A 12503-nucleotide genomic window follows, 5' to 3' on the forward strand; every position below is an offset into this window, starting at 1 on the left:
TACAACCGCGTGCGCATGCACACGGCCATCGGATACCTCGCCCCGGTCACAATGGAGCGCAGCCTCTTGGCTGCATGACTTGCTGTACGTGGAAACGAGGCAGGGTCACATGGCCTCGAGCAGACCCGTTCGCGGGCCTACAAGAAGAACGACCAGGCCTGGGTGGAGCAGAAGAACGGCGCTGTCGTGCGGCGGCCTACGGCCGCTTAACAGGTTGCTGAAATACCTCACCGGATGGTCCCCCGAAATTGGGCCTGAGGCGTTGTCTTTGCAGACCCACGAAACCTGCTCCGATGCGCGGACATGACACATTCACCGAAGGCTTGTTCACCATGAGACGGCTGGACGACTTCGTTCCTGCCGACCATCCGCTGCGCCGCATCCGGGTGATGGTCAGCGAGGCGCTGGCCAAGATGGACGAGTTGTTCTCTCGGATGTACGAGGCCGACGTCAAGGGCGGCCGCCCGAGCATCGCGCCGGAGAAGCTGCTGCGCGCGATGTTGCTGCAGATCCTGTTCAGTATCCGCTCGGAGCGCCAGCTCATGGAGCAGACGCAATACAACATGTTGTTTCGCTGGTTCATCGGCCTGGCGATGGACGACGCGGTTTGGGTGCCGACGGTGTTCAGCAAGAATCGCCAGCGCCTGATCGAGCACGAAGCAGTGGTCACCTTCTTCAACGAAGTGCTGGAGACGGCCGAGAACAAGGATTGGTTGTCGGGTGAGCACTTCAGCGTCGACGGCACGTTGATTCAGGCCTGGGCCGGACACAAGAGCTTCGTTCGCAAGGACGGTGACGACGGTGGCGGCAGTGGCGGGGACTTCAAGGGGCAGCGACGTAGCAACGAAACGCACGAGTCGAAGACGGATCCCGATTCGAAGCTGTACCGCAAGGGCAAGACGGCCAGCGAGCTGCGCTACATGGGTCACACGCTCACCGACAACCGTCACGGCCTGGTCGTCAACGCGATGGTCACCCAGGCCGACGGCTTTGCCGAACGGGAAGCGGCCAAGGTCATGATCAGGGACGCGCGCCAAGCCACCGAGAGTGCGGATACCGAGGTCACGCTCGGCGCCGACAAGGGCTACGACGCGGCCGAGTTCATCGAGGCGCTGCATTGCATGAAGGTGACGCCGCACGTCGCGCAGAACAAGGCGGGGCGTCGTTCGGCGGTGGCCGACGAGATCGCCCGGAGCGAGGGCTATGCGATCTCGCAGCGCAAGCGAAAGCTCATCGAGCAGGGCTTCGGCTGGGCCAAGTTCGTCGGCCCCATCCGGCAGGTGATGGTGCGCGGCATCAAGAAGGTCGACCAGTTGTTCGTGCTGACGATGGCCGCCTACAACCTCGTGCGCATGCGGACCTTGGCAGAAGTCCGTCCGGTGGCCTCGTAGAGGGGAAACGGGAGCCCAGAACGGGCCCGCGAAGCGCGATAACGGCGACGGCAGCGAGCCTAAAACCCCGAAATCCTGCAACCGCCCACTTCAGGACGCCGGATGACTGCCGCGCGACTGGTACTTCAGCGGCCTGTTAAGCGGCGCCGGGGCCACGAAGGCACTGGCGCAGTTGTACGCGTCGTCACGGCTATACATCAACTTCTTCCAGCCCTCGTTCAAGCTGAAGTCCAAGACGCGCGACGGAGCGCGGGTGCACAAGGTGTACTTGGCGCCGGCGACGTCGTGCGAGCGGCTTCTCTCGCATAGCAGCGTCGAGCCGGCGATCAAGGAGCAGCTGAACGCACAATTCATGCGCCTCGACCCTGTGCGGTTGCTGCAGGAGATCCGGTCGGTTCAGCAGACGCTGAGTGACCTGGCGGCTCATGGCGTGCACAACGAAGCGACGACCGAAGGCGCATCAGAGGTTTCCGTGTTCCTCGCCAGCCTGTCCCTGGCGTGGAAGGACGGCGAATCGCAGCCGACGCATCGCAAGCAGCCCAAGGCCAAACACTGGTGGAGAAACCGACCCGACCCGTTTGCCGATGCGTGGCCGGTCATTGAAGGCTGGTTGATCGCCGAGCCGTCGGTGCAGGCCAGCGTATTGATGGATCGGCTGGCTGCGATGGTTCCGGATGCGTATGCCTCAAAAGCACAGCTGCGGACGCTGCAACGCCGCGTCAAGGCTTGGCGCAGTGAACGCGTGAGGGAGATGGTCCTGGGCAGCCTCGGCAAGTCCAAGGCCGTGCCGGTCGAAGCCTGAGGCGGTCGCCGAAAAACATCCAGGCCGCGGGGGCCGGGCGCTGCACGCCCGGCAAGCCATGGACATGTGGACGATGCGCCTGCGGCGCACCGGCTGCGACCGTGGACAACGCGCCGCTGCGCGGCTGCGTTGCCCACCGCCGCAACCTTCGACCCCATGCCCACAGCCTCCATTGATCTGCTTCGGCGAAAGCAAGTTGACACGCGGCCCTTCGCGCCGCTTCACCGGCGCTTGGTGCCGATGCCGTGCTGCGGCGCAGCACGCCGCGGCGAGATCACATCCTACGTTCGCACCAGATCTTGATTGATTACCGCAGGTTTCTGCGCGTGAGCTACCGGGCCGTGACCCGGGACAGGACGTTCTTGGCCTTGGTGACCCCCCATGTCAGTGCAACCCGCGAAGAGTTTCGCCTGTTTAGGCAGCGTGTTTGTCGATTTCAGTTAGCAAGGAGCAGTGCAGCGCCGGCACTTTGGCAGCCGCCAACCGTCTTTCAACCAGGCACACAATCGCGCTGTAAAGGTGCCACGACATGGTTCGCCCTTCCAAGTAGGCGTCGACGAGAAAAGCAGCACTGGATTCGGATGTAGTCACGTCGGAAAAAGGGAGTCTAAGAAGGCGATGGGGCAACGGTATCGTTGAATAGCGCTTCCGCAGCGTGCGGCAGCCCACACATAAGGTCATTGCGACAAGCGTTACTGCTCAGGCACTAGAAAACAACAAACCGTGTCCTACCGCTTGAACCGCTCCGCCGGCACCGCGCTCTTCCGCTTCACCTTCACCCACTCGGCGGTGCGCGACCCGGGGAGGTAGCGGCTGTTCACGTGCTTGGCGACGACGCCTTCGAGCTTGAGCTGGTGCACTGCCATGTTGAACAGCACCTCACCGTCCTCCTCGAAGTAGCCGACCACGAAGATGCTCGGCCTCGGGGCCTTGAACAGCATGGCCAGGGCTTCCTTGCGGACCGACAGCGGCGAAGCTGTGATGTCGACGCCGTGATAGACCAGAAGATCGAAGACCGCGTAAACCACTGAGTCGGCGCCGTCGTACCAGCGGCGCTTGCGCGCGCGGTTCTGCAATCGGATGAAGTCTGACCGGCCCATCTCATCGAGCACGCAGACCTCGCCGTCAACCACGTAGGGACCGCCCTCGACGCGCCCGAGCGAGCGGGCGATCTCTGGGAACCACCGCGTTGCGTTCGTGCCGTTTTTCGTTTGAAGGACGCAGTCACCGTTCCCGAACTCGGCCAACAGGCGGTAGCCGTCAAACTTGATCTCGTAGACCCAGCCTGGCTCGCCAAAGGTGAAGGGCCGCTCGTCAAGCTGCATCGGCGAGAGGTCGTCGAGCAAGAGGGTGTTGGGCAGCTGGGTGCGGGGCATGCCCAAACCCTGCGCGTCGCGTCAGCATTCGGCTGTCAGCGGAATGCGCCAAATTGGCTATGCACGCGCGCAAGAAATGGTCTGAATCTTTAAGCAATCGCGCGGAGAGAGCCGCGCGTCGATCAACTTCAACTGGAGACCCTCATGTCAAACGATCCCAAAAAGACCGGCTTGGACCGCAAGCTCATTTCCCCGCCGCACGAGGTGCGCGGCTGGACACAATCACTTGAGTGCAGTGAGCAGGAGCTCAAGGCCGCGGTCAAGGCTGTCGGCAGCAGCGCGGAGAAGGTGCGCGAGTACCTGAGCAAAAAATGAGCGGCAAGGCGCCCTCAATGGGGCCCGGTAATGCGAAGTACGATGCCGACACGGCGCGGCTCGTCGAGTCGATTAGGAAGGAGCCCAGGAAACCCATGGCGCGCGTAACGGCGAAAAAGGTCGGTGCGAAGGCGCCGCGCAAGAGCAGCTAGGGCGCAGCCTCCGCGTGTGTGGGGTCCAGAACCAGTGGCGCGCGGTGGCTGGACGTCAGCTTGTACGTGATACGGATGCGCCCCTTCGTGGGCACCTCGATCTCGATTGCCTGCAGGGCTGGCTGGCCACGCGCGATGCCCCGTCACGTCTCTCGGCAGAAGACCCGCCTCCGGCACCTGAGCGAGCGCGGTGCTCCGGACCTGCGCACCTTGCTCATTCATGGCGCTCGTGCACTGATCACGCGCTACTCTTGGCGACCGATCTGAAACTGGTGCAGCGACCAGCCCCGGCGGATCTCGTGGAATTTTCCGAACTCGCAGCGCACCCGTATTGCCTGCATACAAGGCCCTTTTCCTGGTCGGCGCCGGTGCCGACTGCGCACTCGCCGCAACGACACAGTCGATCCCGAGAACATGTACTGCGGCGGAAGCCGAGGTGCTGCCCCTAAAGCGCACCGCCCTGATCAGCGTGCCGAGGCGGTTCCGGTACCACCTCGGCCGCGAGTGCCAGGCTCATGCCGTTCACGGCCGGTGCGATCCAGTAGCGCCAAAGATCATTCGACGCCACCCACAGGATCTGCGTCGTCGTCCTCACGGTTCATCGCCGCTCGCCAGCACACCGACCCGGCTTCAAAAGCGTCGTGCGCAGTCGGAAACGAGTGCTCGGAAGCGGAATGTTCCTCCACCCAATCTGCATCGCCTGTGGCCTGCAGCAGAAGCCAGTGGTACTGACCTTCGCGATTCGGATCCTCGATCACCGTCAAGGCGACGTGCGAAATCTTCATGGCGTCGCGCCTCGGTTGGGAATGTCCTCTTCCCGGAACATTTTTGCGACGGCTTCTGCAAAGGCGATCGATTCATCCGAGAGCGGCGCGCCAGGTGCCAAAGCTCCGAGACGCTCCGCGGGAGCGTGGTAGGCGGCGCGAGGGGACTGCTGGGAGTCGGGCATGGGAACGTCAGGGTCCTGGGGCATCCGTCAATCCTTTCTTTCCTTGCGAGCGGCCTGCTGATCCGGCCGGGGCTGGAGCGCGACTCAAAACTGCGCCTGTCCATCGCCGGTGTGGTCATGAACCCAGCGCATCGCCTGTTGCTCGGCGTGACGGATTGCTTCCGCCTCCGTCCCATACACGATTTCCTCGGTGTCGTCGGGCAGTTGCGTCTCTTCCTCTTCCGCAGGAGTTCGAACAAGTACGGCGATGGGCTGATAGCCGCCGCGCACGATCTCTGCGCGTAGCTCAAAGCGGAAGCCGCGATATTCAAGGGAGTGGCCGTCAGAAATTGGAATGCTGGGGTCTGTTTGCATGCTTGTGGCCTCTCGGATCTGTAATCGAGGGTGCGCAAGGCGTAGAGCACCGTCGTGCAGGCGCCCAGCCGCCCTGCTTGAAGGACAGCGCGCCGTTGGAGCACGGACAACTAAGCGCCGGGAGATCGACATCCTCGGCTGGACACCGGCCAATGTTCTGAAGAAGGCCGGGAAACCGGTGCTTCGGTTCGTGCTGAGCAAGTCCAAGAGCCAGATTGACATCGCCCTGGAGGCACGTCTGCCGACAAAGCGGCGGAGCTATTGGCGAGGTGCCTGTGCTGCGCGAGCCGATCGTGCACACCCTCAACGCGCCGCTTACACGACACCGGGTCTCGGCAATGCCGAAGCAGGCTCGGGACAAGGTCCGGGTGCCGGCGCTCGCGAACATTCCCCTCTTTCGGTTTTCGTGACCTTAAGGGCAAGGGCGCCACGGGACATGTGGTTGGCCCAGCAGCCGATCGAGCGCATCCAGCCGTGCGCGCGGTGCCCCCTGCCCTGCTTCGCACCGTGGCCGCGAACTGGACATTGCTCCGGCGACCGGATCTCGTTGCGTTGCGCTGTGTGATGTATGCCCGCGCACACATTGATGTGCTGGTGACCGCAGCCTCAGTCTTTTACCTGAGCGGGCGCAAGTATTTCGCAGCAGCCAACTCACCAACCTGTTTTCCCATGGCGGTTCCGACTTCAGTCGAATTTCGGTAGTGCACACCGTCATAGATGCGAGCTGTTGCCACCTCCTGCATGAAATCGTCGATCGTCGCCCAGCTGCGCGCCACACCCTTGGCTGTGGCGCTGGTTGTTGTCAGTGGCGGGACTGGTCCCGACCCGATTTCGGCTTTTAGCACAGTGCCGACAGTGGACGCGACAATGCAATGAGCGCACGGGTACTCGGGGTGCATGGGCGTGTCGATGAAGGGAGTCCACGACGAATCCCGCTCCGTCGCGTCGTTGCCGTCGATGTCGCCATTGCGGATCGCGGTGACTGGTCGCCAGAAACCGTAGTAGTACTTGGCTTCAAAGACGGCGATCAATGCATCGTCCGTGCCTTGCGTCACAGCTGCAAAGAGGCGCGCGTTTTGCGTGAGATCTCGTCCGGGCATGAGAGCGACCGAGCGCACGACCCCATGATAGATAGGCGGCATCGTATCTTCCCAGAAGCGGGCGATTTCTGTCTGTTCGGTGGTGCGTTGCGTGCTGGTCTTACCGCCCATCGCCTTGATTTCGGCATAGTCGCGCGCCCACAGGTCGCTCGTGAGTTTGGGGGGTGGGCCAGGACGGAACTGGCCCGCGCTGGTCATCAGCCAGGGCTTGCGCTGCGGCCACTGCGAGGCGGCCGGAACCACCGTCGGCACGTAGACACCGGCGGTAGCGCGAGGCCTGTACGCCTCCGCAACAGCCGCGCCGTCGTCCGCGCGGGACGCCAGGACCGCAGCCGCCGCTTGCTCCCCCACAGCGATGCCTTGGCTCTTCGCCGGGCCGTCGGCGATCGTCGCCAGCGCCGCATGGTAGGCACTGTCGATGGAGGCTTGTTGCGACGGCACGAGCTTCGTCAGCGTGGCCCGGTTGGCTGCCGCGATCGCAGCCTCTATCGAGGCCCCGGACGCCGTCTCCAGCTGCTGATCGGAAGTCGGATAGCGACCGGCAATGGCGTTCGCGGCCTCGTACACGGCTGTTTGGACAATGGCAAGCGTCCGGTTGGCTGCCGGTGGCCCCACTTTGGCCTCAACCACAATGGTGCCGGCCTTGATGTTCCAGTCGGTGACCACATCGGCTCTCGCCGTTAAACCGGCGAGCAGCACGACAGCTGCAACGAGCAAGGCCCTCGGCATGGGCTTGTTTACGTGCTTCATTGCAGTCTTCGATGTGGAGACAGGCAGCTTAGCGACGGTCGCAGTTTTTTTCATCATCCGTACGATGGAGCGATTACGGAACAACTTCGTTGGTGTAGATATATTTACTCCTGATGCCACCCTCGTGCCTTTGCTTGAGCCGGGGGAAAATGCTGACTCCGTCCGATCGCAGAGAGACGGCGTTGCTGCACGGCGTTTCCGGAGTGACGCCATTCGATCGCATCTGCCTCCGTAGGTTCAGCTGCCACGGTGCAGTCGACGGTGGTCGCGCGGAGCTCGTGCATCAACCGTTAGGCAACCGGGTCGCGCATTCGATGCGAGCGTCTCGCCACGTCGCTGCGCTGCTCGGCGACGGAGCTGGGAAGCGTGGCACGCCTCACGCAGTACTCGATGAATTCCTCCATCTGAGCCGCCACTGGTCGGAGAAGGCATCGGCGCCTGGCTTCAGGGCGTGCGCGGCCACGGGTTCGCGCACGTGCGCAATGGCGCAGGACCGCGAAGCCGCGGCCCTTGGCAAGGACAAGTCCACCAGGCGAGACCAGTCCTGCCGCTGGCGTTGGAGCCATGCGAGTGCTTCCCGCTGAGTGGCGCATTCATGACGATCTGCACCCCCATGGGTCGCATCCTCTGCGACAGTCGCGTCGCGATGCCCCGAGATCCGACAGCTTTTCATCGATCATCATCTCCCTAGAGACTTCAAGAGGCGCTCCCTATTTGCCCTCTCCCTTCCCGAATCTCGCGGCGCATGAACTCTGCCGCATCTGGCGACAGCGTCAAAGTCGCCAGACAAATAAGGTCGCCCACTTGAAAGCCTGGGATGGAGTAGTACTGCTCGTACTTCTTCAGCCCTGGGTCTGCGCCGACCATCTCCAGCGTGAGCATGCTTTCGGAAAGCATGTACTTCATCAACCGCGCAGGCGCGCAATTCCCTGCCGTGACAAACGTCTTGGAGGTGCGCTCAAGGTAGCCGATGGGCACCTTCTCATGTGCCTCAATGCGACTATCGGGGTATCGCTGCTTCAGATGTACGTAGCCTGAAGACGTGTGCAGCTTGATGTCAGGTCCGCCCCGCCTTTCGTGAACCACTCGGATGATTGCCGTGTCTTCGGCCGTTGCGTGCCAGTTCTTCTGCTCCAGCCGAGAGGCGTGAATCAGGCCATATGTGAGCGTGGCCGTCTCCTCAGCCAGCAGGGCGTGCAGCGCGGTCACAACCCGTTGGTCATCCGGATCGGCGCTGGCAAAAGCCGGCGTGCCCCATACACGCCTCGGATAGAAGAGGTCGTAGATCAGGTCGAGCGGATCCTCTTCATCGTCTTGCCTGCCTGGCTCTCGTGCGCTGTTCATCTGGCTCTCCGCGTTCGCGGTGTGATTCCGGACGTCCGGGATGGACTATCCCCCTTCCTCTGGCGTTCGTCCAATCTCGGCGGCTTGACTCTGCACGATGCGGCGCACGCGTGGTCGGGTGCAAGCCTGGCCGGGTCTTTTGCCGATCTCCTGGAGCCGGATGCCATCGACGAGATGCTGCGCTTCTTCGAGACCCAAGCACGCAGAAGTCTGCATCGAGCGAGGTTGCTGCCAGCACGCTCGCCCTTCACAGGGCAACAACCCGCTGCACTTTGCCGCTGCGACCTCGGCGCCCCGCCTGACCGCTTTTACAATGGATGTGGACGCCGTGCGCGCCCTGTTGCACCAGAAAGTCCGACAACGCTGCACGCGCGCGCCGCAAGCTCGAATCGGCCCCCTTGCCAAGCAGCCCCGTGCGCAGCAGCAGGCGGCAAGGCCCTTGTTGTTCCAGCTGGAAGTCGAATAGACCGGCGGCGTCCTCGAGCACCGTGCTCAGGGCAAGCGGCAAGATTTGAACCGTCGGCGCGCCTCGACCCAGTTGCAGCGTGTCGTCGTTGCGGCCCTGGACATCGATGACCGGATGATGTGAGCCGCACGCACAGACCGCAGCGTGCAAGGTCACGCGGTCTGCGAGGTCGTAGCGGATCAGTGGCTGCACATGGTTGGCGAGGTTGGTCAGCAGGGTGGTCGCACCGGCCTCCCCCGCCGGCACTTCGCGGCCACGGTCGTCGACGGCTTCGAGGATCGCCCAGTCGCTGTTCAAATGCAGGTTGCCGCAAAGGCATTCGAACGCAAGAGGAAGGAATTCCGAGGCGCCGCAGCTGTTGATCACGCGGCAGTTCAAAGCCTCTTGCACATGTTCGCGCGCCGCCGCCGAAAGGTCTTCACCGCCCGTCCACACTTCGCGCGGCACTGCGTCGAGACGTCCGGCAAGTCGCTCCTGCGCCAACAGCACAGCCACGCTGGGATAGGTGGCAATCACGGCGGGCGCCAACGCGTTGAGCTCTGCAACCAAGTCGTCTGCACGCTGCAGGAACGAGATGCTTTGCAGGCGGCCCTTGAGGGCCGGGTTCAAGCGACGCAAGCGCTCCATCGACACCCAGCTCGCGAAATGTCCGCCTGTCGCGCCGACGAAGGCAACGCGTTCGCCGACGGACCACGGATTCGCCGTGCGCCGCAGCGCGGGTCCGCGCCAGAATCCGAGCGCGTCGTACACCGCCATGGCCTTGGCATCCTGCGCGAAAACCGCTGGCTGGCCGCTGCTGCCCGAACTTTCCCACACCACGTAGCGGTCCAGGAACGGATCCGCGATGCAGGATCGGTCGGAGGCGAATCGGCGCAGCGCATCCAGCCGAAGCGTCGGATCGGTGACCCAATCGTCGAACCGGGACATCAATTCAGCCTTGCGTGCGATCGGAAGATCACCGAGACGCCAATGTGCCGGATCACGACCGGCCAAGAGCTTGCGATAAAGCGCTGAGCCGCGGGCCGCTGAAGCCAGCAGGCTCGACAAGCGCTGTGCCCGTAGGCCAGCAATTGCCTGCGCGCTTGCATGCGTTGCCCAGCCGACGTCAGCGAAGACGCAGCTTGTTAGCCAGGGATCGAAGGGCGGCAGCATAGTGAGGCAGGTAAGAGATATCGAAGATGTCGTGTCGGCGACCGTGGAACGCGGGAGGGCCGGCGTGCTGACCGCGTCGCAGCAAGGGGCGCTCTACGTGCATTTGGCGTGCCTGCTCAGGCAGTACTGAAAGAACGCCTCCAGCTCTGTGGACTTGTCAAACACCCGGTCTGCGCCGGCATCCCTGAATGCGATGCGCGTGGCTTGCGTGGGATAGTTGGTAAGAACGACCACGCGCTGGTTGGGCTCGCGACCGTCGCACCACCGCACGACGCCGACGCCGGTGCCTTCTTTCAGGAAGAAATCGACGACGGCCAGATCCCACATCCCCTTGTGATGAGACAGCCAACTGATCGCTTCATCCTCGGATTCGGCGGTGGCGATGACGTTTGCGGATCCCAGCTCTTCGAGGGCGGGGATCAGATTCGTTCTGATTTGGATGTTGTCTTCGACGAGAAAAACGGAGATGGTCATAGATGTCCCTGTAGAGTCCAAACTAAAGAGGCTCACGTCGGGCGCCCGTGGGCGCTTGGGCCCTATCGGCGTAGGCGCTTACGTCGTCGCGGAAATCCTCGAATGCCCTCGCGTCTGAGGACCGCCCGCGTAGATTCGATAGACAACACGAACCCTATGCTGCCGGTTTGACTCGCCGCTCCGCGGCGCCGCCCGGCTTCAAGCGTCGGCTTCCGCAATTCGAAGATGTCGACCTGCCTCTGGGGCCGTGCTGTTCGAACCCTGTGCCACGATCACAAACGTGTGGTTTTCCGACGACCATCCGACCATCGTTCTACAGATATGTCCCGATGTTGAGACGGCGGTCAGCGCAGAGATCGCAATGGTCGCGTTCGGCGTCCCTGCGGCGACGTTGGCACTCGCGGACTATGAGGAGCCGAGCAGAACTGCGCCATGACCGAGCCAGCCTGCCCCCGCGGGGGATGGTTCCTTACAGCCCCGTGCTGACCGACCGCGCAGGGTGTCCTTTTGAAAGGAACCCAAGCATGCCCGCTCCCAATCCCCCCGGAAACTATGGATCAGCCCCCGGCACGGCCGTTGAAGAGCTGTCGAAGGTGCACTCTGGTCCTGCCACCGCCAACAGCCGGCCGGTGGGGCCAAACTTTGGCCCCAGCTTGACCGATGCGCCCGAGCCTGAAGGAGACAAGGCCACGGCCGTCGTTACCACCGTTCGATCGTGGGCCCCGGAAGTCAATGGCGGGAGCACCGAAGGGCCTGCCGAGAGCAAGGCATCGCCATCGAAGGCCGCCGGCGCCCCGGCGCGACAAGCTGTGGAGAGGGCGCTGGACGCGACCCACGGGTTCGCCAAGAGCTCTGTTGATGCCATAGACCGCAAGGTGCGTGACGTCAAGAAACAGTTCGAAAGCGCTCAGACCAGGACGACCGAATACATCAACGATGACCCTGTACGCGCGGTGAAATTCGCTGCCATCGGAGGCGCTGTGCTTTCCGCGGCGTTTGTGATGTTCGCGCGCCGCGGGCGCTAAACGGGGCGCCATGCGTACGCTCCATGAACAGCGCGCTCTTTGGCGGAAGGTTGGCGACGCAATGGATCACCATGCCCAGCCCTGCAACCTCGTCACGAGGCGAATCCTCGGTCGCGCCGCTCGCAGTTGTCGCCACCACCGAGGCTGAGACGCGTGCGGCACTTTTAGAGGCGGAAGAAGCCAAACCAGGCGAGGCGCGTGCGACCGCGGTCGCGGTTTCAGTGGATGACTCTGCGGAGACAGCGCCCGCCGGCGCCTGCCCGGACCCACTGGCAGATGCCTACGCAGCTTGGAAGGAGGCCGTGGCCAGGCAGGCCGCAATGATGAGGGCGGTCATGTCCGGCGCAGTGTTCGATGTCGAAACGATGGAACTGCAACTCGGCGAGATCGACGTTCTCCAGGCGGTTTGGATGGAAATGGCCAGTGCGGTCGGTTGCGTCACGATGCGCGCTGATTCCGTGCCGGTTAGGAGCAAGGCAGAGGCGAATGGCCGTAACGAGCTACATCTAGGCGCGGCCCCGTTGTCCTGGTTAGGCATTCGTTCATGGCTGACAAAGGTGATCATGCAGGCCGGCGGCCGACGCGAACGCGGACACGGCGGCTTTCATAGCAGCCTCGCAGGTACCTTGGGTCGGGATGAAGTCGAATCGAGTCCTAAGTATTGAGACGTTACGCTGCTGGATAGCAGTGCGAAGCAAAACGAGAATGGGGCATCCGCACAGCGGAGGCACGTAACGGACCTGACGGGGACGACTCTGCATGCCATGCCTGGCCCGAACCAAGGCAGCAGCTCAGAGAGCTCCGATGAGCCGCATGTCACCAGGGCCCGCTCGCGCGCGCCACCTACGTCGGA

12 protein-coding genes are annotated in these 12503 nt (G+C 63.1%); 5 read left to right on the plus strand and 7 right to left on the minus strand.

The genetic code is table 11. The annotated features are described in order from the left end of the window. Positions 1-293: 293 nt before the first annotated feature. Together QTH97_RS34175 and QTH97_RS34180 are read left to right on the plus strand one after the other, a co-directional pair. Positions 294-1391 (plus strand): IS5 family transposase, encoded by a 1098-nt coding sequence (locus QTH97_RS34175; RefSeq protein ID WP_286573032.1) that lies wholly within the window; start codon positions 294-296, stop codon positions 1389-1391. Between the two features lie 172 nt (positions 1392-1563). Continuing rightward, complete coding sequence (locus QTH97_RS34180; protein WP_286573033.1) at positions 1564-2193, plus strand: hypothetical protein; 630 nt, start codon at positions 1564-1566, stop codon at positions 2191-2193. A gap of 728 nt (positions 2194-2921) precedes the next feature. Here QTH97_RS34180 and QTH97_RS34185 read toward each other — a convergent pair. Further along, positions 2922-3539, minus strand: a complete 618-nt coding sequence (locus QTH97_RS34185; protein WP_286573034.1) for an ATP-dependent DNA ligase — start codon at positions 3537-3539, stop codon at positions 2922-2924. A 174-nt stretch (positions 3540-3713) separates the two neighbouring features. Here QTH97_RS34185 and QTH97_RS34190 point away from each other — a divergent pair, with 174 nt between their 5' ends. Continuing rightward, positions 3714-3884: a DUF3606 domain-containing protein gene (locus tag QTH97_RS34190; RefSeq protein ID WP_286573035.1), complete on the plus strand. Its 171-nt coding sequence runs from the start codon at positions 3714-3716 to the stop codon at positions 3882-3884. 706 nt (positions 3885-4590) lie between these two features. On the opposite strand, the gene QTH97_RS34195 is transcribed toward QTH97_RS34190, so the two are convergent. The 6 genes from QTH97_RS34195 to QTH97_RS34220 form a co-directional block, all read right to left on the minus strand. Then, a complete protein-coding gene (locus QTH97_RS34195; RefSeq protein WP_286573036.1) occupies positions 4591-4821 on the minus strand; it encodes a hypothetical protein in 231 nt (76 codons plus the stop codon). A gap of 248 nt (positions 4822-5069) precedes the next feature. Beyond that, positions 5070-5339 carry a hypothetical protein gene (locus tag QTH97_RS34200; protein ID WP_286573037.1) on the minus strand — a complete coding sequence of 90 codons (270 nt, stop codon included), beginning with the start codon at positions 5337-5339 and terminating at the stop codon, positions 5070-5072. Positions 5340-5953: 614 nt separating this feature from the next. Beyond that, positions 5954-7189, minus strand: a complete 1236-nt coding sequence (locus QTH97_RS34205; protein WP_286573038.1) for a vanadium-dependent haloperoxidase — start codon at positions 7187-7189, stop codon at positions 5954-5956. Between the two features lie 696 nt (positions 7190-7885). After that, positions 7886-8533, minus strand: coding sequence for a hypothetical protein (locus QTH97_RS34210; protein ID WP_286573039.1), 648 nt, complete (start codon positions 8531-8533; stop codon positions 7886-7888). A gap of 247 nt (positions 8534-8780) precedes the next feature. After that, positions 8781-10046: a phenylacetate--CoA ligase family protein gene (locus QTH97_RS34215; protein WP_286573040.1), complete on the minus strand. Its 1266-nt coding sequence runs from the start codon at positions 10044-10046 to the stop codon at positions 8781-8783. A gap of 198 nt (positions 10047-10244) precedes the next feature. Then, entirely contained in the window at positions 10245-10625 is a 381-nt protein-coding gene (locus QTH97_RS34220) for a response regulator (RefSeq protein WP_286573041.1), read from the minus strand. Positions 10626-11149: 524 nt separating this feature from the next. On the opposite strand from QTH97_RS34220, the gene QTH97_RS34225 reads away from it, so the two are divergent. Further along, positions 11150-11650 carry a hypothetical protein gene (locus tag QTH97_RS34225; RefSeq protein WP_286573042.1) on the plus strand — a complete coding sequence of 167 codons (501 nt, stop codon included), beginning with the start codon at positions 11150-11152 and terminating at the stop codon, positions 11648-11650. A 23-nt stretch (positions 11651-11673) separates the two neighbouring features. Continuing rightward, the gene (locus QTH97_RS34230; RefSeq protein WP_286573044.1) at positions 11674-12315 is read left to right on the plus strand and encodes a hypothetical protein; all 642 of its coding nucleotides are present in this window, start codon (positions 11674-11676) and stop codon (positions 12313-12315) included. Positions 12316-12503 lie beyond the last annotated feature (188 nt).

It is taken from the genome of Variovorax gracilis (assembly GCF_030317115.1).
GTDB lineage: Bacteria > Pseudomonadota > Gammaproteobacteria > Burkholderiales > Burkholderiaceae_C > Variovorax > Variovorax gracilis.